This is a genomic window from bacterium (assembly GCA_022763185.1).
GTDB lineage: Bacteria > Bdellovibrionota_G > JALEGL01 > JALEGL01 > JALEGL01 > JALEGL01.
This window is the reverse complement of sequence record JALEGL010000010.1, coordinates 15,312-41,432: the sequence shown is the minus strand read 5'-3', so window position 1 is coordinate 41,432 and position 26,121 is coordinate 15,312. Positions and strand designations below refer to the sequence as shown.

The following is a 26,121-nucleotide window of genomic DNA, read 5'->3' as shown; positions in this document are numbered from 1 at the left end:
TTTTAATTTTTTCCTGTCGCAAATAATCTTAAGATATCATAGTAATCACTGACCAGATGCCACTTGTGCTCTTTGGCCATATTTTTTAAATGATGGTTGTGGGGCGTAATGTAAAAAATAGGGAAGCCCACCTCATCAAGAATGCTAAAATCATTGGATGAATCGCCAACGTAAATAATGTTTTTTGACTTTAGATTGTGCTCTTGAATAAGTTTACGATAACAGTCGTATTTATCAATATAAGGTACATCTAAAGTAACGGTCCCATCAAAAACATGACCATTGTGATTGAAGGTATTGGACATGGAAAAATCCAAACCAAATTGTCTTTGAATGGATTCAGCTACCATGCTTAAACCACTGCTGAGAATCCCTACTTTTAGGTGTTGTTTAAATAAAGGCAGTGCTATTTGTAAGCCTCTATTGTAAGGGGCAGTTCCAGCACTACAAAATAAATTTTGCTGAGCCAGATCAATGGGCTTGTTTTTTAAGGCTTGCGCGCAAAGACTCCAAATATCAGCATAAGCTATTTTTTCTTGTTTGTATTGCTCTATCCACTGCTCCATTTGGTCATAGATAGTGTATGCCCATCCTAGAGCTGCCCAGGTAGAAAAACCAACAGGCAAATGATAGCGCAGCATGCTGCCATCCATATCAAGAATAAGCGCAGAGTAGTTGTTTAATTCTAATTTTAAGTCTTGGCTTAAGGCTTGTTTAAGGTGACCTTTGTGTCTGCTTAAATATTTTTCACTGTCCGCATAGGATGTTTGGGTTTTTTCTTGCAAAATATAATGTTTAAGTCCTTGAGTAAACGGTTCTTGCGGTGCTTTAAGCAATAAACTGTCTGTAATTCTTAAAGTCCTTTTGGATAACTTGGTGTTGGTGGCTTTCATATCCACCATCAAGTTACCAAAAGTGTGTCCCAGTTTAATCATGCATGCACTGGAAAAGCAGTTGAGAAACATTTTTAAGGCCGTTCCGGCTTTCATACGCGTTGAGCCGGTCACCACTTCTGGACCGGTAGCAAGGTAAACATAATGATGCGCAAAGTCTGATTGTTGTAAAGGGTTATTGCTGACTATCCAAGTTGAGCAGTCTTGCTGTTTGGCAAAATCCAAAGCAGATAAAACATAAGGCGTGGTGCCACTGGCAGATAGACCAATGACAATATCTTTATTTTTAAGTTGGATATTTTTTAAGTCAGATACCGCAAGTTCTGTATCATCTTCTGCCCCCTCAACGGCGGTGTGCAAAGCCTGTTTACCCCCAGCAATAAGCGCTATAATGGTTTCTTCTCCCTGGTTGTAGGTAGGAAGACACTCAACAGCATCTAAATAACCCAAACGACCACTGGTACCGGCACCAACATAGATAATCCGCCCACCTTGCTCTATTTGAGAAACAGCTGTATTGACCAACAAAGTCAATTGTGATTGCACTTGTTTTAAGAGATGAGGTAGATCCTGATCATTATTTTGAATAATATCAATTATTTGGCTGGTACTGCGCGCATCGATATCCAAAGAATTGGCCAAAGCTTGTTCTGTGAGTGGAAGCGGATGCTGATTTTTCTCATTCATAAGAGCTGCTTTATAGGGAATGGCTATGGATTACAAATTCAATAAAGTTTTGGCCACTGAAAAATAAATAACAATCCCAATCACATCAACAATAGAAGCAACAAACGGAGAAGACATGATAGCCGGATCTTGGCCTAAGTGTTTAAAAATAATGGGTAGCAGTGATCCAACCAAAGCACCAAAGGTCACCACACTGATCAAGGAAATACCCACGGCAATGCATAAATAGAACTCTGCTCCCCATATAAAATGAGCCCATACAATGCCAATCATGCACAAAAATAAGCCCAGCAGCAAACCCACTAAGGTTTCTCTGCGTAGAACTTTGAAAAAATCTTTACTGTTTACGTCTCCTACAGCCAAACCACGGGTAATCAGTGTTACCGATTGTGAGCCAGAGTTTCCACCAGAAGATATGATGAGAGGCACAAAAAACATCAGCATAACCGCTTTTTGCATGGTGGATTCAAAGTATTGCAAAGCAGAAAAAGTAAAAAACTGCCCTAAAAACAGCAACATCAGCCAAAATCCACGTTTTTTAACAATATCTGATATTTTTGATTGAAAATAGGGGTCTTCAAGGGGTTGCATGGCCCCCATTCTGTGTGCATCTTCTGTATGCTCTTCAATGACGGTATCAAAAGCGTCATCATGTGTGATGATACCAATCAGTTTTAGCTCATGATCAACCACCGGCACAGCCAAGAAGTCATACTTTTCAAATGTTTTAACCACCTCTTCAAGGTCAGCATCCACAGATAAGGCAATAGGATCTTTGGATAAAATTGTGCTAATTTGACATTCATCATCAGCCAAAACCAAGTCACGCAAGGAAACAGTACCAATAAGCTTGCGCTGTGCATCAACAACATAAACATAATAAATGGTTTCTTTTTCTAAAGCGACTTTTTTGATGTGAGCAAGAGCCGTTTTAACATTCATGTCAACCGGGATATTGACATATTCTGTGGTCATCAATGCACCAGCAGAATCTTCTTGATATTGCAAAAGCTTTTTTATTTCATCGCGTTCGGTTTTTGCGATGAAAGGTAACAAGGATTTTACAGTTTGTTCAGGGAGTTTTTGAACCAAGTCTACCCGGTCATCCGAAGAGAGTTCTTCTAAAATATTAACCGTTTCGGTTCTCCCCAAGTGGTTAAGAACATTGGCCTGAGTTTGTAAGTCCAGTTGCTCAAAAACATGAATACCACTTGGAAAACGTAAAAGGCGAATAATTGCAGCAACATGTTCACTGGAGAGTTGGTTGACCACTTCGGCAATATCACTGGGGTGCAAATCTTGAAAAACCGTTTTTAGGCTTTGAAGATCGTCGTTTTCAATTGCCGCAACAATCTCAGGTAATAAGAGTTTTGAAACTTGCATACGTGGGCCAATGTAACACATTGTTGAGCAATGAAAAATGAAATTAATCCATAAGTTATCAATTTAGCGAGTTTTTTTGTATTTTAGCTTTAATGAAAACTTAAAAAAAATTTAGGGTGCTTTTCTTTTTTTCATTAATGGTTATAATAAAGTAATCAGGTATTTTTCTACATATGCATTGTTGTTTTGTTTTGTTGTAAGCTTGTCGTTTTCAACATTGTTTGCTGGACCTTTGGCAACAGCAGGTTTGGTTTGTAATCAAGAAGACAAACGTATTCTAGTATCAAAATTAGACTATGTTTATCGGCATTATCGTTATGCTGTTTCAGAGCAACCCATCAAAGTTATCTCAATGGATAAGTATAAAATTGTGGAAAGAGTGCTCAAAAATGCCATGCAACAAGCTCAAAAATGCTTGTCCAACCCTGTTAGTCCAGAGTTGGCTTATATTGAGCAAATTGTGACTGATTTTAAAAATATTTCCAAGCCTAGCCAATTAGAAAGCAACATTGAACATATTAGAAATGATCTAATTAAAAAATTTGATTTAAACACCGCTCCCAAAAAAGTTCCGAGTTTGGAAAAAGGTAAAAAGGTGTATGCAACCATATGTGCACAATGCCACGGTGATCGAGGAGATGCTAATACAGCGGTATCTCAGACCTTTAAAGTTAAACCGACAGCTTTTTCTGACCCTAATATTGTTGACCGCTTGTCTCCCTTTCAGATGGCCAACACCATCAAAGATGGTGTAGAAGCAACCAATATGCCTTCTTTTGCAGGAATAAACGAGCAGGAACGTTGGGCAGTGGCCAATTATATTTTGTTTTTAGCATCCAAAGAAAATTCTGGAGGCACAGCAAAAAAGTCAGTGTACGTACCCTGGTATAAAACCATGAATTTAACCAATGGAGAGTTGAAAAAAAGAATTCAGCGTTTGGGTGTTGTTCCTTCGGCACTTAATGCCAGTGTAAGTTATATTCGTTCATTAGAAATGTATCAAAATAAAAAATTACAAAGGCCGTTGAATCGCTTGTACCAAACTGAGTTGTTGTTTGTTAAAACCCGTATGCTGATTGAAAAAGATCAGCAAAGAGAAGCCAGGCAAATTGCTTTGAAAGCGTATTTTGATTATTTTAAAAAAGTTGAGCCTTGGCTTATTAAAGAAGGCTATGCTCAAGAAGTGACTGATTTTGAAACACAAATGTTCAATTTTACGTCTTCATTTTCTAAAAAAGAGTTAAACCAAGTTGATCTTTTAAATGAAATTATCAATCATATTCAAAGCTTATCCAAAAGCTTAATTAAAAAAGCTTAGTATATCTACACCTAATGTATGGCCTATGGTTTGCAATTAGCAAAAGCATGTTATTTGATTTACAAATTAATGATAGGGCAAAAAATATCCAGTACAGAAAAATATTGTATAAAAAAAAATACAGTATTGGCCGATCCATCAAAAATGACCTGGTGATTTTAGATAAAAAGATTCCTTTATTTTGGAAAACAATTCAAAGGCTTGATCTAAAATACACCATTAAAGATTGTTCAAAATTACCACAAGATACGAGTGGCAAGTTTTTTGTCAGTGTAGAATACAGTCGTTTTTTTTATATTTTCTGTGTTTTTTTTTCTGCAAGCATTGCTTATTCTTTATACAGAATTAACTTTAAGGATAGACTGCAGCAAATACCAAAGCAGCACGCCGTTTTTTTACCCTTAAAGTCAGCTCAGGGTGTTTTTGATGATAAATCTCAAGCAAAAACAAAGTTAAAATTTTATTTTAATCAAAATCCATTGTCTGTGCAGACGAATACTTATTTACATTTTAGTGTGGGCAATATTGAAGAGAGTGATTTATTGGCTGTGTTTGTTAATGATCAGTTGATTGGTTATGCTCAAAACTCTGGTCGAGCTTCATGGGGCAAAGAGCAAAAGCTAACTATTCCGCAAACCATTTTAAAAACAAAAAAAAATTCACTTTATTTTAAATTGCAACGTGAGCGAAGTGAAGAAAAAAAATGGGGTGTTAAAAATGTATATATAGATCATGCGCCAGCAAAAACAGAATATGACTTGGATGTTTTAGCTATAAAAGAGTATTTGGAAGATTTTTTAACTTTACCCAAGCCAGATGCAAAAGATTACCAAAGAGTAGCGATGATACAAAAAAAATACAATGTGCTTAAAGTTAAAAAAAATATAATGTTAAGTTTATCAAGTAACCTTGATCGGATGTTTAAAAAAATCAAGGCACAAGAAAATCAATATTTTAAAATTAAAGCATTAGAAGAAAAACGTTATGGTCAGTTGATAAAGTATGCAGATGCTGAGATTACGGAGTATCCTTAATGTGGTTATATGTTAGAAATGATGTGTCAGAGTACAGCTATGCAATGGAAGATAGTAATCAAAAACTGTTTTTGAAAGATATTTCTTTATATTATGACGGCTCAGTCGATAAGAAAAACGGCTTTGAGATTTTTAAAGCGCAGGACGGTGAAGTTTTATATAAATTTGGGAAGTATAGTCATACAAAACTTAAACCTTCGTATTGGAAGCTTAGTTTTTTTCTTTGTGTACTTGGAGTGCTAAGTTATTTAATCTTAACAAAGTTTTAAGTCATCCATTGAGTTTTATAAGCCAAAAAAATATTATTATTCAGCTTTAAACAGGGTATTTTGTTGATGGATATAAGATGTTTGGGGTGGTTTTTTCCCTAGATGTTCGTAAGCTGTTAAAGTGACAACTCTTCCCCTTGGTGTTCTTTGAATAAAACCTTTTCTAATTAAAAACGGTTCATACACTTCTTCTAAGGTATGACGTTCTTCACTGATGGCAGAAGATAAAGTGTCCAGACCAACAGGGCCACCATTAAATCTTTCAATAATGGCTAAAAGTATCGTTCTATCCATTGCATCAAAGCCTTTTTGATCAACTTCGAGTAGTTGCAGGGCGTTTTGCGCATTCTTAAGGTCAATGTTGTGGTTACCACTAACTTGGGAGAAATCACGAACTCTTTTTAACAGTCTATTGGCAATTCTTGGGGTTCCACGTGAACGTGTGGCTATTTCTAAAGCCGCCTGTGGTATAATGTCTATATTAAGTAGTTTTGCTGACCGGGTCACAATTTTTTGTAATTCATGATCATCATAGAACTCTAAGCGTTCTACTACACCAAAACGATCTCTAAGAGGTGAGGTGAGTAAGCCAGAGCGTGTTGTTGCACCGACTAGAGTAAAAGGTGATAAATCAATTTTTACGGTTCTGGCAGAAGGCCCTTGGCCAATAATAATATCTAGTTGATAGTCTTCCATGGCCTGGTATAAAATTTCTTCAATCGAACGATTCATACGGTGAATTTCATCAATAAATAAAACATCACGCGGTTCTAAATTGGTGAGAATTGCCGCCAAGTCGCCTGCTTTTTCAATGGCTGGTCCAGAAGTTGATTTAAGTTGAACACCAAGTTCTTTGGCAATAATCATAGCCAAAGTGGTTTTCCCTAATCCTGGAGGACCACTTAACAAAGTGTGATCCATGGCTTCATTACGTTGAGACGCGGCTTTTAAAAAAATAGATATTTTATTGATCAGTTTCCTTTGACCAACATATTCACCTAAATTTTGTGGTCGCAAAGAGTATTCATCATGATCTATAACGCCAGTTGTTTGCGGGTCAAGTTCACGCGCTTGCGGGTCTATTGTGAAAGAATTTTCAGACATTCTTTGAAGGTCCTTTCAAAACTTAGAGGTTGCTCTTGATTTATGCTGCTAAGCGCATTGATAATGTGTTCTCGTTTGTAACCTAAATTGGCTAAAGCAGAAATAATTTCTTCTGAGGGCTCAGAAGAAATGGCCTGTTGATCTAGGCTGGCGCCGTGCATGCCTTTGTGCTCAAAAATCAGGTGGCTGAGTCTGTCATTGAGTTCAACAGCAATGCGTTGAGCTGATTTTTTACCAATACCCGGACAACTGGCAATGGTTTTAACATCTTTATGAATAATGGCATTGATCAAGCTGTCGTAAGATAAGGTTGCCAGCATGTTTAAAGCGGTTTTGGCACCAACTCCGGATACAGAAAGAAGTTTTAAGAACAGGGATTTTTCTTTTTTTTCAGCAAAACCAAATAAACTGATTTGGTCTTCTCTGACATGGGTATAGATAAAAAGTGTACTTTTTTGTCCAATAAGTTGATTCAAGCCTTGTTGCAGTTTGGGTGAAATATTCACCTCATATCCCACGCCTTGACAGTCTATGGTAACCGTTGAATCCTCTACAGAAAGTATTGTGCCATTAAGCAAGCCAATCATGCTTTATTCTTATCTTTTCATCCCTATTTTAGCAAGCTTGAAATCTGTAACGGAAATTTTGCTTTATTTTGGAGAACTGTTTTTTAGAGGCTTGCGCTGAGTTTTTTTATACATTGTAGGATGCGTGTTGAGGTGACATAGAGCAACCGATAAAGCATCACTTTCATCAGCCTTGCTGGTTTCTTTATGGGCAAACTTGGGAAAAAGATGCTGAATCATGCTGGCTACTTGCTCTTTACTGGCTCTACCATAGCCCGTGCAGGCAATTTTAACTTCAGTGGGTGAATACTCATAAACTTTAAGATTGTGTTGAGCTGCCAGAAGCAATGCCATGGCCCTAGCTTGGGCAAGAATCAAGGCTGATTTAACATTTTTACCATAAAATATAGACTCTACAGCGACGCTGCTAACATGATGTTGAAGAACAACTGTTTTTAAAGTTTCATAAATAAAATTCAAGCGTTGTTCAAAGCTTAAGCTTTTATTGGGAGAAACAACGCCACTGTCAATGTAAATTAAACGACTACCTTGCTGGCTAATAACACCGTAGCCGGTATGCAGGGAACCAGGGTCAATGCCTAAAACTTTTTCTTGTGTTTTAAGCGTTTCAAGCATCCAAGGCTTCTAGTATGGCGTCATCAATATCAGAATTGGTATAAACGTTTTGCACATCATCGTTGTCTTCCAACATGTCCACCAATTTTAAAACTTTTTCTGCATTTTCTTGATCCACTTGAACCAGGTTTTTAGCAATTTTAACCAACTCAGCGCTTTCAATCGTTAAATTATCTTGTTCTAAAGTTTGTTTGACTTCATACAAGGCATCTGGGGCGGTGGTGATTTCAAAGCCATCAGCAGTAGGGCTAATATCATCGGCGCCAGCGTTAATGGCCAGTTCAAATAACTCTTCTTCAGATTTTTCTGTGCCCGTGATGACAATCATGCCTTTAGAATCAAAGTTCCAAGCAACGGATCCGGGCTCTCCCAGGCTTCCACCATTTTTGCTGAATATATGGCGTACCTCAGCAACCGTTCTTATTTTGTTGTCGGTTAAAGTGTCTACCAATATGGCGGTTCCAGCAGGGCCATAACCTTCATAGCAAATTTCTTCATAATTAACGTCGCCAGCGTCACCACTGCCTTTTTTGATGGCGCGATCAATATTGTCATTGGGCATGCTTTGTGCTTTTGCCGTGGCAATGGCTTGGCGTAAACGTGGGTTGGCATCTGGGTCATTACCGTTTTTAGCGGCTACTGTAATCTCCCGAATAAGTTTAGTGAATATTTTGCCACGTTTTGCATCATTGGCACCTTTTTTACGTTTGATTTTACTCCATTTTGAATGTCCAGCCATAAAAGCCTTACTACCAGAAAAGACGCGGATGCAGCTAGTTTTTTAACGAGTTTTTTAAAAGTATAACAGACAAACTTGGAGTCGTGACAAGTGTGAAGAACCTGCGTATGAAGATAAAACATGTATAAAAAATCTTATGCCAAGATCAATTATAATCTTAAAGTGTATGAAAAAATGGCCAATGGCTATCATGCCATGCAAAGCTATATGCAGAAAGTCTCTTTGTATGACGAAATGAACTTTGAGTTTAAACCTAATTCAGAGCTCAGTCTTGAGGTTAAAGTAGAAAACGATTCACGCCTGGATGGACCTAATAATATTGTTTTTCAGGCGGCCATGCTTTATTGTCAACACACTCAAATCAAGTCTTCTATTGTTATCAATATAAAAAAGAATATTTTTCTAGCAGCAGGTTTGGCAGGCGGCAGTTCCAATGCCGCAACATGTTTGTTAGCACTTAATGAATATTTTAAGGCCTATACATTTGAGGAGTTGTTAAATTTGGGCAAACAACTTGGGTCTGATGTTCCTTTCTTTTTGTTTGATCAAGACTTAATGTATGTTGAGGGCAGAGGGGTTAATTGCAAAGCTGAAGCAAGCGTTGAAAAAAAGCCTATTGTGCTGGTTAATCCCATGCAAGAAGTATCCACGGCTAAGATATATCAGGCTTTGAATCGTGGGCAGGAAGTAATGGCCAAAGAAAGGTATTTCCCAGTATCAGGCTGGCAAGATCTTGATAAAATTATGCTGCAGGGCAATGATATGCAGGATAAAGCCATTGCTTTATGTCCAAAAATACAGGATATCCTCAGTATCATGGAGCAGCAAGCAGGCTGCCAGCATGCTCAAATGAGTGGTAGCGGTGCCACTGTATGGGGCTTGTTTAATGATGAAGCTCATGCTCGGGCTTCAGCCCCAGCATTAAAAAATGTAGGAAAAATCATTTTTACATGGACAGGAACGTCATCATGTTTTAATAGGCTTTGAATAATCGTTGGGGATTCGGCAAGCGGTAAGCCACTGGTTTTTGGTACCAGCATTCGGAGGTTCGAATCCTCCATCCCCAGCCAAAAAACCCAGGCCTCTTTTTTTAAGGGGCCTGGGTTTTTTGTTTGAAGGGTTCCCCCTGTTTAACGTTATTGTGAGTACATCTAAAATAATAGCGATCAATCAAGCAGAAAAGTTTTGTTTTTTGCAAATCAATCAATTCAAATGTTAAGATTCATGCATGGATTTAAAAGCTGTTGATATCGTTGAGAATATTACAAGACAAGATTTTCAACACAATTATCATCAATATCAAAAACCTTTGTTGATAAAAAACTTGGCTCATACCTGGCCGGCAAGCCAAAAGTGGACTTTTGATTGGTTGAAGAAAAATTATGGTCATTTAACCATTCCACTCTGTGATGACAGGATTAGAAACGCTGGAAAAAATTACCAAGTACGTGATGTGCAAATGATGTCGTTTAACGAATACCTTACATTGATTGAAACCCAGCCAAGCACATTAAGAATGTTTCTTTATAATATTGCTCAGCATGCTCCAGAATTAAAAAAAGATATTGTGTACCCTGATCTTATGGATGGGTTTAATGAACGCTTTATTTATACATTTTTTGGTGGCAAAGGATCGCGAGTCCCTTTTCACTATGATATCGATCTTGGCTCCGTATTTCACACCCAAATAGAAGGAAAAAAACGATTTTTTTTGGTTTCAAACGAGCAAGCAGCACTGCTTTACCACACACCTTTTACAGTTCAAGCCATGGTTGATCCAACTCAACCCAATTATAAAAAGTTTCCAGCCTCACGGTATGTTAAAGGCTACGATGTAACGCTTGATCCAGGAGATACTTTGTATATTCCTTCAGGTTTTTTCCATCATGTAGAATACTTAAGTGGCGCCTTTGGTGTTTCTCTCCGTGCGCATGATCAATGGCTTAATCAAATCAAAGGTTTACAGCGTATTATATGTCATGCCGCCATTGACTTACCTTGCAATAGGTTTCTTGGTGAGCAGTGGAAGGACTGGAAACAAAAAAAGTCCTTTAAAGTAGCGCATCGTGAAATGAAACGCTTAGAATTGATGGGCTACGATAGGGTGTCTTAACTTAAACCTAAAAAAAACAGGCTTGTTTTGGTATATGTTTTTATGATACGAAGAGTCGTATTTTTTATTTAAGTTTTTGGGGGAAATTATGAAGTTAAAAGTTGTTTTAATGGTTAGTGCTATTGTGGCATTTTTTGATGTTCAAGCACAAGAAGCGTTACTTGATAAGGCAATGAAAAACAGCCAATTATCTCGTATGGCCATGATGAGGTTGAAATCAGGAGCTCCAATTCCACTGACTCAGGAAGTGACAAAAGAGAAACAAGATTTGCCGTCTATTGTTTTTAAGAAGGGTAACTACGAAGTTATGCCCCAAAAACCAAGTATTGGAGAAGACAAAGCATTTTGTGCGTTTGTACCAGCAAGCAACGCAAATTATGATACCACCAAAGCATTTTATTCACTAGATTTAAGTCTTCCCATTATTGTTAAACCCTACAGTGAATTTTTTAGTGAAGGTCAAGCAAGCAATACTAAAAATCTTGATTTAATTAGTAGTCTTGCCGTTAAAGAAGTGAACGGTGAAAACTGGCTGTACTATCAAGGCTATACAGATTTAAATTTAATTAAGTATCGATACATGGAAAAAGTAGGTGCATGGGAGCCAAGCATAGTGCAAATTCAGTATCGCTTGGAGTGTTGGGCTTACCTTGAAGATAGCAGATTTGGTTTTAAGCAAGCTGAAAATGCGATTCCTGCGCAATTAATTAGCAATGAGGGCAATAGCTTTATTAATGAGTTAAGATACCCTCTAACGCCAAGTCAATGGGATATCTTAAAAGAGTGGGGTAATGACTAAGCTTAAAAAACTCAAAATACAATAACAATAAAACGTGACGCTTAAAGACACAGCGTTTTATTGTTATGATTCCTCGCTATCACTCATCAGATAAGCCAAAGGTTTATAATGATCTGAGTGAGATAGAAATACACGAACCACAGCTGTAGCGGGAACAGCCATTAAGGTACCAAAGACTCCCCAAATAAGTGTAAACAGGGTTAAGGCAAGAATGGTGGTAAGAGGGTTAATATTAACACTTCCACCCAAAATCCAAGGTTCTAGTATATTGCCTTCAATAAATTGATAAACCACAATGATAGAGATGGTCATTGAAGCAACAAACAAAGTATCTTCAGACAACAGCGAAATCAGCATTAGAAAAACAATACTGATTAAATTACCTAAATAGGGAATGATATTAAGTAAAGCTACTAGAATGGCAACAGGAATAGCAAACTTCAAACCAATAAGGCTAAAGAAAATACCATAAACAACAGAGAGAATACCCGTGAGCAATAGACGTCCCCAGATATAACTGTTAATCGTTGTTACACTCTCTCCAATTGCATCAAAAATTTTCGCGTATTTTTTTTTAGGATACATCTTTTCAAAAAAGTTTTTTATTCTTTCCTTTTCAATGATGATTAAAATCATAAATAAGAATGCAGAACTCAAATGAATCAACATAGATACAAAAGACCCAACCAGACCGACAAGGGCTGATTGAAAAGCTTTAAAAGCACTTTGTAAAGTTGGTTTAAAATAACCATTTTTATCTGAGGAAAGAGAGTTTATAGTTTTGGATGCTTGGCTTTCTGAATAGCTTTCATGAGTTTTTTCTATTTTTTTCTCAATCTCAGACCATTGTGAAGAGACAATAGAAGCTTGCAGAGCAACACCGGATAAAAATACAATAATAAATAGAGCGAAACAAATAATACTTAATGTTTTTGACCATACAGTTGAAAAACCTTTGCTCTCAAAAAATTTAATAATGGGAACAATAATTAGGGCAAAAAGTGTACCCAAAGCAATAGGTAACATAATGGTCTGAGCATAAATAGCCAATAGCAGAGTGCCAGATGCAAGAAGTATATGTTTAGATTCTATCAACGAGGGGTTTTTTTTTGAAGTCATTTTTTAGTTGTAGTCTTTCTGGGATAAATTCATGAAGTTACAATACAGGTTTTTCAATATTCTTAATATAAAAAAACACACTATTGTCTAGCATAATTAGAGTGGATGAAACCTAACTTTGGTCTTATTTTAGCTATCAAAAGTAAGTAGTGTTGATACCGGTCTAAAGTCTATAACATACTTAAATGTTGAAATGCTTAATTTAAGGGTAAAAAAGAAAGGAATCAACGATGACAATATTTGAATCTCTTAGAAAAGATCATGATTTACAAAGAAAGTTAATCAATCAGCTTGCCGAAACATCAGGAGATACAGAGGTAAGAAAAAAAATATTTTCTCAATTAAAACTGGAGTTATCACGCCATGCAAAATGTGAAGAAAGGTTTTTTTATAAACCTCTGATTGAATACGATAGGACTCAAGACTTGTCTAGACACAGCATATCTGAACATAAAGAATTGGATGATTTTATCGAGCAACTGGAGAAGACTGATATGAGCTCTTCATCGTGGTTAGTAACGCTTAAAAATCTAAAAGATCGTTTGCTTCACCATTTAGAAGAAGAAGAGCATGAAATTTTTCAACAAGCAGGCATTGTCTTAAATGAATCAGAAAAACAAAACCTGTCCCAGAAATATGAAGAAATGATGAAACAATCATCAACCATGTAAAGTTATTTAAAAGTGAGCTTTAAGCTTTAACAAAGCTGTATTCAATTATAAATGTCTATGGTATTTAACAGCAATGATAATAACTAGATTTCTAGTAGTACTATTTTTTTTGATTTGCTTTAAACTGAATGGTCAAGATTTACCAAATCCAAATAATGATAGGGCAAACTTAAGGCTTAACAGTAAAGATATTCAAATCAATGATCAACCCAAAGATCTTATTATTGAAAAAAAATTACTGGAAATTTTTGAAACCATTGGCTGGTATCAAGACGTTAAAATTAAGGTAAAAAATGGAATTGTTTTCCTCTCAGGTTCTGTCCAAGAAGTTTCGCATAAAACCCTTGCCTCAGAGTTAATTAATAAAACACCGGGTATTGTTGCAAGCATCAATAGCATTACGGTTAAAAGCTCAGAAAAAATTGACCTAAGGCCGGCAATTAAAGAAGTTAATACCCTTAAAACTAAATTTTCTAGGATGTTGCCTTATTTTGCGTCAGCACTGATGGTCTTCATTTTGTTTTTTATCTTAAGCGTGGTCTTTCATACGATCCTAAAAAAAACACTGTATAGAAAATTAGATAGCCCACTGTTTATTAATGCACTAGCAAAAATATTGTCAGCACCTCTGATCTTGCTTGGGATTTATTTTATGATCAAAATCAGTGGTCTTAATGCACTGGCGGCAACAGTTTTAGGAGGTACAGGGGCTTTAGGACTGATTTTAGGACTTTCTTTAAAAAGCTCTTTAGAAAATTATATCTCAAGTTTAATGATCAGCTTAAAAAAATTATTTTCCAAAGGAGACATTGTAGAAATAGGTAGCCAAAAAGGCATTGTTCATAGTGTCACTACATCGGGGACAACATTGATTGACTATGATGGCAATCACATTATCATACCCAATTCAAAAGTGTTTACTGAAGTCATCAAAAACTTTTCAACCAACCCTAAAATGCGTGATGTGATAAAAGTGGGGATTGGTTTTGATGACTCGATTGAGCTGGTGAAAACATTGATCTTTAGCGAATTGCATAAATTTGGTGAAAGAATTTTAAGTGATCCAAAACCCAGTGTTTTAGTGAGCGAACTGGGTTCCGCAACGGTAAATTTATCTGTTTATTATTGGATTGATATGCGGCAGACAAGCCCGGTTAAAATTAAATCGGCGATTACGCAAAACATAAAACAACGTTTAATGAGTGAAAACGTATCCATGCCTGATGATGCAAGAGAGGTGGTTTTTGCTAATGCTCTCGATGTTAAGATGCTTGACTCCAACGCAAAACAGCTTAAGGTGGAGAGTAAAAAATCTAATCTAGAGCAGAAGCAGTCATCTCAATCTGTAAGTGAGGCAGCAACGCAGAAAGAAAGCAGTTTAGATACAGAAACACGAGAACTGCAAGAACAAGCCAACAAAAGTGATATCAATAACGAAGAAGATAATCTTTTACAATAAGGTATAAACCGTCAATTGAGCTTTTTCTTTTTAGGCTTAGGTGTGTCTGAGGGTAAACGAATTTCTTTATTGTCTTGATTGGGCTTTTTTGGATCTTCAATTTTTTCTTGGCCAGGGTCTTCTGGTTTCTTTTTCTTCTTTATGGCTTGATTGTCTTTTTTATGAATATGCATGATGTCCTTGTGCGTATTAAGTTTAAGATACTTTTGTATTCACCTTATTTCCTGTGTTAACATACCTTAGTTTGTTTTCAATAAAAACCCCTTGTCATTCTGCATGATTTCATTTATGTCAAGAGCATTTATGAAAGTATTTACCGGCAATTCCAATCAAAAATTAGCTGTCAACATCTGTGAGTATTTAGGCGTAAGTCTTGGTGATGCCACGGTAACCTCTTTTAGCGACGGTGAAACCTGGGTTGAAGTTAAAGAAAATGTGCGTGGGGAAGATGTCTTTATTGTTCAATCCACCTGCAATCCAGCCAATGATAATTTAATGGAGCTTTTAGTGCTAATTGATGCGCTAAAGCGAGCTTCAGCAAAAAGAATTACTGCAGTTATCCCTTACTATGGTTATGCTCGCCAAGATCGTAAAGTAGCTCCCAGGACACCCATCTCATCTAAGTTGGTTGCAGATCTTTTAGAAGCTGCTGGAGCAGACAGAGTGTTGTCTATGGACTTGCATGCTGCACAAATTCAAGGCTTTTTTAATATTCCTTTTGACCACCTCTATGCAAAACCCGTGTTGGTGAATTATTTTGAAAAACTTAAGCAAGAAGAAGACCCTCTGGTGATAGTGTCTCCTGATGCCGGTGGTGTGGAAAGAGCACGTGCTTATGCTAAACACCTTGGCGCTTCATTAGCAATTATTGACAAACGTCGAGAAAAAGCCAATGTTTCCAAAGTCATGAACTTGATTGGTGAAGTTAAAGGGATGACGGCTATTATTTTAGATGACATGATTGATACTGCCGGAACCATGACGCAAGCTGTTCCGGTTCTACTTGAACATGGCGCAAAAAAAGTGTATGCAGGTGCAGTTCATCCGGTATTGTCAGGCCCTGCCATTGATAGAATTTGCGATTCTGAATTAGAAGCTGTGGTGGTTTCTGACAGCATTCCCTTAAGTGAAGAAGGGAAAAAGTGCGGAAAAATAAAAGTTTTATCGGTTGCTGAGTTAATTGGTGAAGCGATGAAAAGAATTCACAACGAAGACTCAGTGAGTTCATTGTTTATATAAAATAAGTTATATAAACTTGGTAAGAGGAGCCCCCTTGGAGACGAGATTTTATATCGCAGCCGACTGGGTGGGATGAATTAAACGAAAACCGCGTTTTCGTTTAAGAAGGGGGGAAGATCCCCCATTGAAAAGAAACAACAGATGACTAAGTACCCAGAAGGGAATGGAGTAAAATTACGATGAAAACAATTGATTTAAAATTAAATTTAAGAGAAGAAATTGGCAAAGGCGCTGCGCGTAAAACCCGTGCCAACAAAGAATTACCCGGCGTTTTTTATGGCCCTGGTATGAAAACCCCTTTAAATGTTACGGCTAATACTTTGGAATTTGCCAAGGTCCACAAGCAAGCACGTGTAAACTCTATTTTAAAAATTGAATCTGAGCATAAAGATCTAACTGGAAAAATGGCGCTACTTAAAGAAGTGCAACTGCACCCAGTGACAGAGAATCGTCTACACTTTGATTTGTTTGAAGTTAAAGCCGGTGAAACTTTTAAACTTACGCTTCCTATTGTTCTAGAAGGAAAACCAAAAGGCGTTGCTGAAGGTGGTAAACTACAACAAATCAGAAGAAGTATTGAAATTAAATGTTTGCCGAAAGATATTCCAACCCAATTGAAAATTGATGTCAGTGATATGAATGTGGGTGATATTCTTCACATTAATGATATTACTTTGCCTGAAGGGGTCAGCATTCTTGGGGATGCCAATGTAACGATTGCGTCTGTTGTGATTCCTGAAGAGAAAGATCTAACACCGGATACAGATGAACAAGCAGCACCAGGAGTTGCTGGTGAAGAAGCCGCTGCAGCAGATGGCGGTGAAGAAGGTGAAGCTAAAAAAGCTGAGTAATTGTGTATCAGCCTAAATCATAGGATTGGTTTGTAGAAGATGGAAACACAAATTAAACTGATTGTTGGTTTAGGTAATCCAGGACAGCAATATATTCAAACCCCGCATAACGCGGGGTTTTTACTTTTAGATCATTTTACAGATGAGAGTGTTTCACAGTTTTCTGATTGGAAAGAAAAAGGGCATGCTGTATTTGGCAAAGGTCATTATTTGGGACAAGATTACTTTTTCCTTAAACCACAAAACTACATGAACCGCAGTGGACCCGTCATTCAAAACTTTGCGCATTTTTATAAAATAACACCGCAAGAGACCTTGGTTATTCATGATGAAGTGGACTTGCCATTGGGCAGTTGTAAATTAAAATTTTCTGGCGGAGCCGGTGGCCATAATGGCTTGCGCTCTATTTTTCAGTCTTGGGGCAAAGATTTTTGGCGTTTTAGAGTGGGTGTAGATAAAGACCCAAGGCAAGATACTGCCAAATATGTTTTATCGCGCTGGCCCAATGATAAACTGCTCAAATTTATTGATCCTGGACTGGATGACCTTAAATTGATTCTAGAAAAAGGACCTAAATTGGCCATGAATCAAGTCAATCAGAATACGTAAATCCATTTGCATTTTTTAAGGATGTCTGCTACTGACAGCAGCTTATAAGGAAATAACCTCGCTTACGCAATAGTAGCGTTAAGCTGTTAAACCAGGAGGAGTCTAAGTGACCAAACAGTACGAAACAATAGTTATCTTCAAAGCAGATGCTTCAGATGATTACATCAACAAAATCAGTAAAAAATTAGAAAAAACAGCCGGTAAAAAGCCAGGCAAATTTATCAATAGAAAAGACTGGGGAACCAAACGTCTTAGCTATGAAATAAAAAAAGAGAGACAAGGTAAATATGTTTCTTGGGTTTATGAGCAAGCCTCTGGCGCTCCAAAACAAATGGATGAGCAACTTCGCTTTGAAGAAGATCTTTTAAGATATGCGACCTTTGCTTTTGATAAGAAAAAGCGAGCTCAAGTAGAAATTGAACGCAAAAATGCTAAAAATGAAGCTGCTGGTAATGAAAAGGGTATAAAGGTTCCAGTAGACTTTCGTGAGCCACTAAGTTTAGCCAAATACATCACTGAAAAAGGTAAAATTATCCCTGCGCGTATGTCTGGCGTAAGTGCACAAATGCAAAACTTAATCACACGTGAAATCAAACGTGCAAGACAAATGGCTTTGCTTTCTTATACATCTAACTATATCAGCGATAAAGCAGACAAAGACCGTTATGAAAAAAGAGACGCTGCAGCAAAATCAGAAAATCGTTATGAAAAAAGAGATGCGGCTGCCAAAAGTGAAAGGAAGGCATCATGAAGGTTGTATTGATTGAAACCGTGGGTAGCTTGGGTAATGTTGGCCAAGTGGTGAATGTGAAACCTGGCTATGCTCGCAACTATTTGTTTCCACAAAATAAAGCAGTTTTGGCTGATGCTCAAAATATAAGACAAATTGAGCACCAAAAGAAAATGTTGGCCAGCAAAATTGAAAAAGCCAAGTCAGTTGCGCAAAAAACCAAAGAATACATTGAGTCTGAAAAAATCACAATTAGCAAAAAAGCGGGTGAAAATGATAAGCTTTTTGGTTCAGTGACATCCATTGATGTGCAGAAATTTTTGGAAGAAAAAGGTCACGTGGTTAGCCGCAAGTCTATCTTATTGGATACGCCTATTAAAGAAGTCGGTGAGTACGATTTAGATATTAAATTGGACGGTGATTTGATGGCCAAAGCCCACTTGGTGGTGAACGGCATTTCAGTAGAAGACGAAACTGAATAAAAATTTCAGGATCCATGAAAATGAAAAGCTCCTTATGCCACTTTGTGGCTGAGGAGCTTTTTTTATTAGTCTAGATCAATATTGAATATTATCTCTATAGATGCTTTTCAAATTAAAAGATAAAATGGATTTATTGGACTCAATAGCTTTAAGTTTTAACATAGCCAATTGTAGTAAAGTCTTGTTAATTTATTGCAGCAATAGTATGACATTGCCATGAGTTCGCGTGTACCACCGCAAAACATTGATGCCGAGAAGTCTGTTTTAGGGGCCATTTTGCTTGATAATGACTCTGCTTCTGAAGTCTTAGAGGTTTTGTCACCCCAAGATTTTTATCAAAAAAGCCATGCAGACATTTATACAATTGTTACAGAATTATTAGAAAAAAGGCAGCCCGCAGATCTTGTTACCTTAACCAACGCATTAACGGAAAGAAATTTACTCGATACCATTGGTGGGGCAGTTTATTTAGCGTCATTGGTTGAAGCTGTGCCTACAGCAGCCAATGTTTTGCATTACGCAAAAATTGTTAGAGATAAAAGTATTTTGCGCGGTGTGATTACGGCAGCAACGGATATTGTCACCAAAGGCTATGATGAAGGCACCGATGTTGCGGCTTACTTGGATCAAGCAGAAAAGGTGATTTTTGAAGTTGCTCAAAATCAAAATAACAGTCAATTGACGCCCATTGCGCCTATCATTAAAGAATCTTTTATCCAGATTGAGCAAAATTTTGAGCGCAAAGAAGCGGTAACCGGTTTATCCAGTGGCTTTAAAGAAATCGATAAAATGACTGCGGGTTTACAGGCTTCAGATTTGATTATTATAGCTGGAAGACCTGCCATGGGTAAAACTTCATTGTGTATGAATATTGCAGAAAATGTGGCTTTGGGTGAAAAAAAAGGCGTTGCGGTTTTTTCTTTGGAGATGTCAAAGAAACAGTTGGTGATGCGGATGCTCTGTTCTGCTGCTAGAATTGACGCTTCAAAGCTTAAAACAGGTATGCTCAATGAAGAGGAGTGGCAGCGTTTAACGCATGTTGCTGGGCCTTTGTCAGAGTCAGGAGTTTATATCGATGACACACCCTCTTTAAGTAGTTTTGAGTTAAGGGCTAGAGCGCGTAGAATGAAAGCTCAAACCGATCTTTCTTTGATTATTGTTGACTACCTGCAATTGATGACAGTTAAAGGCAAAAGTGAAAGTCGCGAGAGAGAAATATCCGAGATATCCAGATCTCTTAAAGCCATGGCCAAGGAATTGGATGTGCCTGTGATTGCTCTATCTCAGTTGAATCGTGCTGTTGAGTCCAGAAATGACAAAAGACCTATGTTGTCGGATTTGCGTGAATCTGGAGCCATTGAACAAGATGCAGATATGGTGGGTTTTATTTATCGGGATGAAGTTTACAATGAAGATACTGAAGACAAAGGTATTGCTGAATTTAACATTGTAAAGCACAGGCATGGCCCAGTAGGTAAAGTACGTCTGGCGTTCTTAAATGAATGTACGCGTTTTGAAAACCTGGCCATTGAGTTTGATTGATATTTTAAAAGTTACTTATGTTTTCTTGGTACCCAAAGGTACCGGCTACCTTTGGGTACCATAGAGTTGATTATTTGCGTTTGAATTGATCTTCATGCTGGTCAGGATATTCATTGGGATCAAATTGACCAAAGTAATCATGCAGCATTTGTTTGACTTTGTCTAAATCATTTTCTTTAAAAACTTTAACCCTGAAATCTGTGGCATTGCGCATGCCTTTGGTGTACCAGACAATATGCTTTCTAAAAGTGATCATGGCTGTACGCTGTTTAGGGTAAAAGCTTAAATGCTCTTCAAAGTGTTGCATGAGAACTTGATAAATTTCTCCAATACTTGGGCGTTTACCTGAAAAAATCCATGGATTGCCCAAGGCACCGCGAGCAACCATGACTCCGTCTGCACCAGTTTGAGCATACATTTTTTCAACATCGTCAGGCTCAAAAATATCACCATTGCCTACAACCGGAATGCTTATTTTTTCTTTGAGCTCTTTGATTAAGTTCCAGTCCGCTTGACCCTTAAATTTTTGTGAGCGGGTTCTGGCATGGACCGATACCAGCTGTGCGCCTGCATCTTGAGCAAGTTTAGCAATGTCCATACCGCCGTGGTAATCGTTGTCCCAACCCACACGAATCTTAACAGTAATGGGAATGTGTTTCACAGATTGAGTGAGGGCTAAAATGGCTTTTTCTGCTTTTGGTGGATCTTTGAGTAAAGCTGCGCCAGAGCCTCTTTTAACAACATTTTTGGCTGGGCAGCCCATATTAAAATCAATAAAAGCAAAACCCATGTCTTCCACTTTTTTGGCAGCTTCAGATAGATAGTCAGGATTGCTGCCACACAACTGAAAGCCAACAGGCTTTTCATCCGGGTCTAAAGCCGTTGCTTCTTGCATTCTGGCTTGTTCACCCCGCAACAAACCTTGAGCATGAATCATTTGGGTACAAATAATATCGCAACCATGGTTTTTGACCAGGCGCCTGAAAGGAATATCTGTAATGCCTTCCATGGGCGCCATAAATAAGATAGGTCTTTTACCTTTTTGCTCATCAAAACCAAAATTCATCCAGCTTGCATAACCCATATTGAGCCAATGATCAATACAGATTTAAGGTTTTATAGCCAAGCTGAGAACATAAACCTGTTGAGCGCCAGCCTTGAGTAAAATATGACTGATATACGATACCGTTGAGCCACTGGTATAGATGTCATCAATTAAGATAATATGTTTATTGCGCAAATTTTGTGTGATTTTACAGCTACCTTGCAGATTTTTTTGCCTCTGGGCCAAACTAAGATTTTTCTGAGCAGGTGTGTTTTTTATACGCTTGATGAGACTCGGTTTATACGCAACAGACATGTGTTTGGCCAATTGCTTACCTATATAATACAGCAGATCAAACTTTCTTTTAATAAGCCTTTGTTTTACACCAGGAACAGTACAGATATAAATAGAAGATTGAGCGTCTTGGTCACAAATCAGGTTTTGTTTTAAGTAGCGTTTTGCTGCAGTAATGAATACTTTAATATCAGGGTAAGAATGTTTAAATTTTGCTCGGATGAGACTCTGACGACATTGATGGTCATAAAGAAAAAGATTGATGTGATGAAAGTACTGCAAAGGTTTTTTAAGGAGTGTGATTTGATAAGACGGTTGATGGTACTGAATTGTGCATAAATCACACAGCATTAAACTGTCTTTTTTATATTGAATGGGGCGCTGGCAAAAAATACAATGAAAAGGAATTAGGTATTGTAAGGAAACCAGGCAATATTTTTCATAAAATGCATGGATCTTACTGGTGAATTGGCTAAAATTAACATAAAAGGAGCGCATGAAAACGAATCTGCTGAATAAAGAATCTTTAAAGTATATTTTGGTTTTTGTATTGGTATTGATTTTAGATGCCATAAGCAAGGCTTACTTTGCAAAAAATATGCAATTGGGAGAGTCTTGGCCAGTGATTAAAGGTTTTTTTCATTTTACCCTGGTGCATAATCCAGCGGCTGCGTTCAGTATAGGGCACAATTGGCCGCGCTGGGTATTTCATCTGAGTAGTTTTCTAGCTTTAGGCGTATTATTTTATATGTTTTATAGCATGGAAAGAAAAAGTGCTTGGGTCAAGTGGGCAGCCACATTGATTTTTGCAGGCGCTATGGGCAATATTATTGATCGTATACGTTTGGGCTATGTGATTGACTTTTTAGATGTTTTTATTGGCAAACATCATTGGCCAGCATTCAATGTAGCAGACTCTGCCATTACCATTGGTGCCATTCTTTTTGCCATTGATACTTTGTTTTTTAACAAAGCCAGCAATTAGCGTAGGCTTTTGATACGATTTAATTGTTGCTGATAGTAAAATCGTTCTCCATTTGTATAACTGTGATGATTCAATAATTGAGTATAAGCAGCTATAGCCTCATCCCAATTAAAAAGTGAACTGCTAGCTTGAGCTTGAAGCCTTAATAAAAATAGTTGCTGTTGGGCTTGAATAGATTTGATCTGTTGCCGGTATTCTGGGTAGGCTGAAAAATCTTGATATTGAAACATCAAAACCAAATAAAACATGGGATTTGCCTTTAAGTCTTCCCAAGCCAAGTCAGGTACTGATTTTTTCTGATAATAAGATTTTAGCCAAGCAGGTAAAGCACTTGAGCTTAGGTTGTCTAATCTAAATAAGAGATGTTGATGTATAATAAAAAGGTTTAAATTATTTTCAATATCCTCAGTGAGCTGTTCTTGGAGTTCAAGGAGCAGGGCTTGGCTTGCAAGTTTATTCCCATTTAAAAGGTAATAGTCTGTATGCATTAAATCCAGATAATATCTTTGTTGACGGTTAAGCGTTTCATAATTTAATTTTTTAATCAGCGGCTTTGCCAAGGCCAATTTTCCCTGTGTTAGATAGTAGCGGAGTAATTTTAATTGAGGACGAATGGCACCGTTTTTTGAATATAGAATGATGGTTTTTTGATATGTTGTTTTACAGTTTAGATCAGCACAGCTTTTTTGTTGTTTTTGGATACAGGCTACCTGATGCGGGCACTTTTTTTGAGTGATGGGTTTTTGTTGTAAAAAAAACAAGGCTTTTTCTTGAGCTTGTTTGGAAATATCAATGGATGCAATAAATTTGAGCCACTGTTGTTCAAGATCTAAAAGACTTTGCTTAAGATGCTTTTTAAAGTTCCCTCCAGCATAACTGGCCAAAACTTTATCTTTGGGAAAGTTCTGTAAAAGCCAGCGCATAAAAGAACCGGTATAAAGGTAGCTGACATAGCTGTTGCGAGACCAAAAACCACTTGGGGAAAAAAGAGTTTGCAGAGATGGGACTAATTTTTTTTCTGCTATAACTTTGCTCCATTCATGAACCGATAAACCATGCCGCTCATATTCTAAGCTGGTAGCAAAGCCTTCAATAAGAGCGGGGGATGTAGATAAACCATAAAAACCATAGGGTCTTAAAATAATATGAGCAAGTTCATGCCGTAAAATTGAATTGTCAGGGCTAATAGGAAGAGCGTGCATGCTGTTTTGCATGGCGTTTCCAATAAGGGTTAAGCCACTGCCTATGAGTTTTTTTTTGGTGTATTGATCAGGATAAATGTAAACATTGACTGAGCTTAAGACTTCCTTTTTAAGCCCTAAGGTATTTGCCAAAAACATGTATTCAAAATGCAAACTTTTTAATAAAACCTTTGCTTGTTGGGGTGTATAGCTTGTTGGACTGTAATAGAGATGAACAGGGCCAAGGCCAAGATGTTGGTTTAAGGTTTTTTGTATGCTTGTATAACTTTGAACCCAGCCAAGAGAATGCCTTAGAGTAAGAGGAATTATGAGTAAGCCCACAAGTATCAGCATCAATGCAGTTTTAAATTTTGGATTAAACAGGCGTAGTTTTTGGTAAGAAAAAAAACAAATAACATAAAGGGCAATAATGCTGGTCCATGTTCGGAACAATAAAAATGAGGCTAATTTTGGAATATATGCATCGTAAATAGGACCATGGTAATAGCCAAATACAATATGAAAAAAAGATAACTGTGGACTGAATATTAAATCATAAACAACAGGTAGACTGAGTAAAATGATAAACAGTATGTGTGTTAAACATCGTCTTAGTGTTTGATTTGGAAAAAGATATTGGCAGACTTTAAAAAGGGCAAGGTTAGCCAGCAAAGCACTTAGGCTTTGGACAGTAAACCAGTATAAGCTGTCTTGAAAGCTGCATATGGAGTGATTGATTAAATTGACTGTAAAGCATACCGCTATAGCAATAGCAAAGCTCAGTAAAATATGTTTAACATTAGCCTGACCGGGTTTGCGTAAATGCAAAACAAGAATATGAAAAGACAAAAAAACATTGAGTATAAAGAAAAATTCATAATCAAAATTAAATAAAAAACTACTTTGGCCAATATAATATAAAAAAGCAGCAAGGATTGTATAAAAAAAGAGAAGAACTTTATGTTTTAAAAAGAATGCCATAGCAATATTTTTGTGCTGTCTTCTTTTAATTGTATGCGTTTAATCTTGTTCTGCCCAGTTTTTAAAGTCCATTGTACAAGATAAGTTCCAGCCTCTAGTTTAAGGGCATGCGCAGGTAAAATCTGTTTATGTTCACCGTTGATTACAATGGTTGATCCCTCTGGCCCTATAAAATTTACTTTGGATAGCTTTTTAGATGATGGCAGAGGCCTTTTTTTTAAAAAGTCTTGCGGTTTCTTTTTATTGTTTTTAGCTACAGGCTTTGCTACAGCAACAGGAGTGCTTGATTGTTTCGCTGTATTAGGTGGTTTCTTTTTGTCTAAAACCTGTTGAGGTGTTTTATGCTGTAGCTTCTCTTGAAAGTAGCCTTGATGCCACAATACAATCACAAGCAATGAAGTTGTAAAGAAGAGTACAAAGTAGGGTGTTTTTTTAGAGATTTTTGTTTTATGGGTTTGCGTATGAGGGTGCGTTAAAAAAATTGTTTTATCTAAGGCTTCATGTTTGCTGTCTTCAGTGATGAGGCTTTGTTGCTCTAGCCAAGTTGTAAATAAAATATCACCATTTAACAGCCAGTCATTTTCTTGAATGGCGTTTATTTGCATGAGCATGTCTTGTGCAGATAAATCAAGGTCATTACAACTTAAAATACTGTTGAGAAGTTGATGGATATTTTGTGGAACATCGGGTGCAAGTTGTTTTGAGTTAATATAATTGAGATCTTCAATATTTTTCATGGTTGCATAATCGCTTTGGCCAAGAAAGGGATTGCGTTGACAGATCAGCTCATAAAGAATGATAGCAGTAGCAAAAATATCTGTAAAAGCAGTGATGGGCGTATTGTTTAATTGTTGAGGTGACAAATAGGATGTTTTGCCTTTGAGTACACCGGATCGCGTTTGCTCTTGTTTTAGTGTTGACCAAGCAATGCCAAAGTCAGCCAGTTTGACTTGACCATTGCGGGCCAATAAAATGTTTTGTGGACTCACATCACGATGAACAATATTCAGTGATTCAGATTCATTTTTTTTGTGATGAATATACTGCAAAGCTTTTAACATTTGGCTGATGGTATAAAGACTAACCTGCCAGGGGATCTTTTCATGCCTAGCCCAAAGTTGACGACTTAGATCTCTTAGAGAAATACCATCAACATATTCCATAATTAAATAATACTGCTCTTGATCATGAGCAAAGTCATAGACTTGAACTAAATTGGGATGATTGAGTTGTGCTTGAAGGTGAGCCTCATCAAAAAGCATGTTGGTAAAATGTTTTTTGTCTGAGAAAGGGGGTAAAATTCTCTTTAAGGCAAAGGTTTTTTTAAATCCCTTTGCCCCTGCTTTGCTTGCTTTGAAAACTTCGGCCATACCACCTTGGCCAATTTTTGCC

General features: G+C 37.2%; 26 protein-coding genes and 1 tRNA gene. 15 read left to right on the top strand and 12 right to left on the bottom strand.

From position 1 onward, the window contains the following. Positions 1-2 precede the first annotated feature (2 nt). Positions 3-1,580, bottom strand: coding sequence for an N-acetylmuramic acid 6-phosphate etherase (locus MRY82_06810; GenBank protein MCI5072632.1), 1,578 nt, complete (start codon positions 1,578-1,580; stop codon positions 3-5). Between the two features lie 30 nt (positions 1,581-1,610). Continuing rightward, positions 1,611-2,963, bottom strand: a complete 1,353-nt coding sequence (gene mgtE, locus MRY82_06805; protein MCI5072631.1) for a magnesium transporter — start codon at positions 2,961-2,963, stop codon at positions 1,611-1,613. Positions 2,964-3,165: 202 nt separating this feature from the next. Between mgtE and MRY82_06800 the strand changes: the two genes are divergently transcribed. Further along, a complete protein-coding gene (locus tag MRY82_06800; protein MCI5072630.1) occupies positions 3,166-4,281 on the top strand; it encodes a cytochrome c in 1,116 nt (371 codons plus the stop codon). Between the two features lie 47 nt (positions 4,282-4,328). After that, positions 4,329-5,315, top strand: a complete 987-nt coding sequence (locus MRY82_06795) for a hypothetical protein (protein ID MCI5072629.1) — start codon at positions 4,329-4,331, stop codon at positions 5,313-5,315. Positions 5,316-5,620: 305 nt separating this feature from the next. Here MRY82_06795 and ruvB read toward each other — a convergent pair whose 3' ends face one another. The 4 genes from ruvB to MRY82_06775 form a co-directional block, all read right to left on the bottom strand. Then, a complete protein-coding gene (ruvB, locus tag MRY82_06790) occupies positions 5,621-6,688 on the bottom strand; it encodes a Holliday junction branch migration DNA helicase RuvB (protein ID MCI5072628.1) in 1,068 nt (355 codons plus the stop codon). After that, positions 6,664-7,275 (bottom strand): Holliday junction branch migration protein RuvA, encoded by a 612-nt coding sequence (ruvA, locus tag MRY82_06785; protein MCI5072627.1) that lies wholly within the window; start codon positions 7,273-7,275, stop codon positions 6,664-6,666. Before ruvA ends, ruvB begins: the two co-directional genes overlap by 25 nt. Before the next feature lie 63 nt (positions 7,276-7,338). Further along, a complete protein-coding gene (gene ruvC / locus MRY82_06780; GenBank protein MCI5072626.1) occupies positions 7,339-7,890 on the bottom strand; it encodes a crossover junction endodeoxyribonuclease RuvC in 552 nt (183 codons plus the stop codon). Beyond that, positions 7,883-8,629 carry a YebC/PmpR family DNA-binding transcriptional regulator gene (locus MRY82_06775; GenBank protein ID MCI5072625.1) on the bottom strand — a complete coding sequence of 249 codons (747 nt, stop codon included), beginning with the start codon at positions 8,627-8,629 and terminating at the stop codon, positions 7,883-7,885. The genes ruvC and MRY82_06775 overlap by 8 nt, the downstream gene beginning before the upstream one ends. A 120-nt stretch (positions 8,630-8,749) precedes the next feature. Between MRY82_06775 and ispE the strand changes: the two genes are divergently transcribed. The 4 genes from ispE (at position 8,750) to MRY82_06755 (ending at position 11,541) form a co-directional block, all read left to right on the top strand. Then, complete coding sequence (gene ispE, locus MRY82_06770; GenBank protein MCI5072624.1) at positions 8,750-9,616, top strand: 4-(cytidine 5'-diphospho)-2-C-methyl-D-erythritol kinase; 867 nt, start codon at positions 8,750-8,752, stop codon at positions 9,614-9,616. Positions 9,617-9,624: 8 nt separating this feature from the next. Then, a tRNA-Gln gene (locus MRY82_06765) sits at positions 9,625-9,699 on the top strand. Between the two features lie 158 nt (positions 9,700-9,857). After that, positions 9,858-10,742, top strand: coding sequence for a cupin-like domain-containing protein (locus MRY82_06760; GenBank protein ID MCI5072623.1), 885 nt, complete (start codon positions 9,858-9,860; stop codon positions 10,740-10,742). Positions 10,743-10,830: 88 nt separating this feature from the next. Beyond that, positions 10,831-11,541 carry a hypothetical protein gene (locus MRY82_06755; protein MCI5072622.1) on the top strand — a complete coding sequence of 237 codons (711 nt, stop codon included), beginning with the start codon at positions 10,831-10,833 and terminating at the stop codon, positions 11,539-11,541. Positions 11,542-11,604: 63 nt separating this feature from the next. Here MRY82_06755 and MRY82_06750 read toward each other — a convergent pair whose 3' ends face one another. Then, complete coding sequence (locus tag MRY82_06750) at positions 11,605-12,660, bottom strand: AI-2E family transporter (GenBank protein ID MCI5072621.1); 1,056 nt, start codon at positions 12,658-12,660, stop codon at positions 11,605-11,607. A 230-nt stretch (positions 12,661-12,890) separates the two neighbouring features. On the opposite strand from MRY82_06750, the gene MRY82_06745 reads away from it, so the two are divergent. Together MRY82_06745 and MRY82_06740 are read left to right on the top strand one after the other, a co-directional pair. Continuing rightward, complete coding sequence (locus MRY82_06745) at positions 12,891-13,331, top strand: hemerythrin domain-containing protein (GenBank protein MCI5072620.1); 441 nt, start codon at positions 12,891-12,893, stop codon at positions 13,329-13,331. 109 nt (positions 13,332-13,440) lie between these two features. After that, the gene (locus MRY82_06740) at positions 13,441-14,790 is read left to right on the top strand and encodes a mechanosensitive ion channel (GenBank protein MCI5072619.1); all 1,350 of its coding nucleotides are present in this window, start codon (positions 13,441-13,443) and stop codon (positions 14,788-14,790) included. 11 nt (positions 14,791-14,801) lie between these two features. Here the strand turns inward: MRY82_06740 and MRY82_06735 are convergent, their stop codons facing one another. After that, positions 14,802-14,963, bottom strand: a complete 162-nt coding sequence (locus MRY82_06735) for a hypothetical protein (GenBank protein MCI5072618.1) — start codon at positions 14,961-14,963, stop codon at positions 14,802-14,804. Between the two features lie 130 nt (positions 14,964-15,093). Here MRY82_06735 and MRY82_06730 point away from each other — a divergent pair, with 130 nt between their 5' ends. The 6 genes from MRY82_06730 (at position 15,094) to dnaB (ending at position 20,243) form a co-directional block, all read left to right on the top strand. Then, entirely contained in the window at positions 15,094-16,029 is a 936-nt protein-coding gene (locus MRY82_06730) for a ribose-phosphate pyrophosphokinase (GenBank protein MCI5072617.1), read from the top strand. 179 nt (positions 16,030-16,208) lie between these two features. After that, positions 16,209-16,880, top strand: coding sequence for a 50S ribosomal protein L25 (locus MRY82_06725; protein ID MCI5072616.1), 672 nt, complete (start codon positions 16,209-16,211; stop codon positions 16,878-16,880). 39 nt (positions 16,881-16,919) lie between these two features. Then, the gene (gene pth, locus MRY82_06720) at positions 16,920-17,489 is read left to right on the top strand and encodes an aminoacyl-tRNA hydrolase (protein ID MCI5072615.1); all 570 of its coding nucleotides are present in this window, start codon (positions 16,920-16,922) and stop codon (positions 17,487-17,489) included. Between the two features lie 106 nt (positions 17,490-17,595). Continuing rightward, positions 17,596-18,240, top strand: a complete 645-nt coding sequence (gene rpsR, locus MRY82_06715) for a 30S ribosomal protein S18 (protein MCI5072614.1) — start codon at positions 17,596-17,598, stop codon at positions 18,238-18,240. Continuing rightward, positions 18,237-18,701 (top strand): 50S ribosomal protein L9, encoded by a 465-nt coding sequence (rplI, locus tag MRY82_06710; protein ID MCI5072613.1) that lies wholly within the window; start codon positions 18,237-18,239, stop codon positions 18,699-18,701. The genes rpsR and rplI overlap by 4 nt, the downstream gene beginning before the upstream one ends. Before the next feature lie 216 nt (positions 18,702-18,917). Further along, entirely contained in the window at positions 18,918-20,243 is a 1,326-nt protein-coding gene (gene dnaB, locus MRY82_06705; GenBank protein ID MCI5072612.1) for a replicative DNA helicase, read from the top strand. A 70-nt stretch (positions 20,244-20,313) separates the two neighbouring features. On the opposite strand, the gene dusB is transcribed toward dnaB, so the two are convergent. Both dusB and MRY82_06695 read right to left on the bottom strand, forming a co-directional pair. After that, entirely contained in the window at positions 20,314-21,327 is a 1,014-nt protein-coding gene (gene dusB / locus MRY82_06700; protein MCI5072611.1) for a tRNA dihydrouridine synthase DusB, read from the bottom strand. Positions 21,328-21,351: 24 nt separating this feature from the next. Continuing rightward, a complete protein-coding gene (locus MRY82_06695) occupies positions 21,352-22,080 on the bottom strand; it encodes a hypothetical protein (protein ID MCI5072610.1) in 729 nt (242 codons plus the stop codon). Here MRY82_06695 and lspA point away from each other — a divergent pair. After that, positions 22,079-22,567 carry a signal peptidase II gene (gene lspA / locus MRY82_06690; GenBank protein ID MCI5072609.1) on the top strand — a complete coding sequence of 163 codons (489 nt, stop codon included), beginning with the start codon at positions 22,079-22,081 and terminating at the stop codon, positions 22,565-22,567. The genes MRY82_06695 and lspA overlap by 2 nt on opposite strands. Here lspA and MRY82_06685 read toward each other — a convergent pair. Then, entirely contained in the window at positions 22,564-24,729 is a 2,166-nt protein-coding gene (locus tag MRY82_06685) for a hypothetical protein (GenBank protein ID MCI5072608.1), read from the bottom strand. The two genes, lspA and MRY82_06685, sit on opposite strands and share 4 nt — an antisense overlap. Beyond that, positions 24,714-26,099: a serine/threonine protein kinase gene (locus MRY82_06680; protein MCI5072607.1), complete on the bottom strand. Its 1,386-nt coding sequence runs from the start codon at positions 26,097-26,099 to the stop codon at positions 24,714-24,716. Before MRY82_06680 ends, MRY82_06685 begins: the two co-directional genes overlap by 16 nt. Positions 26,100-26,121: the final 22 nt, after the last annotated feature.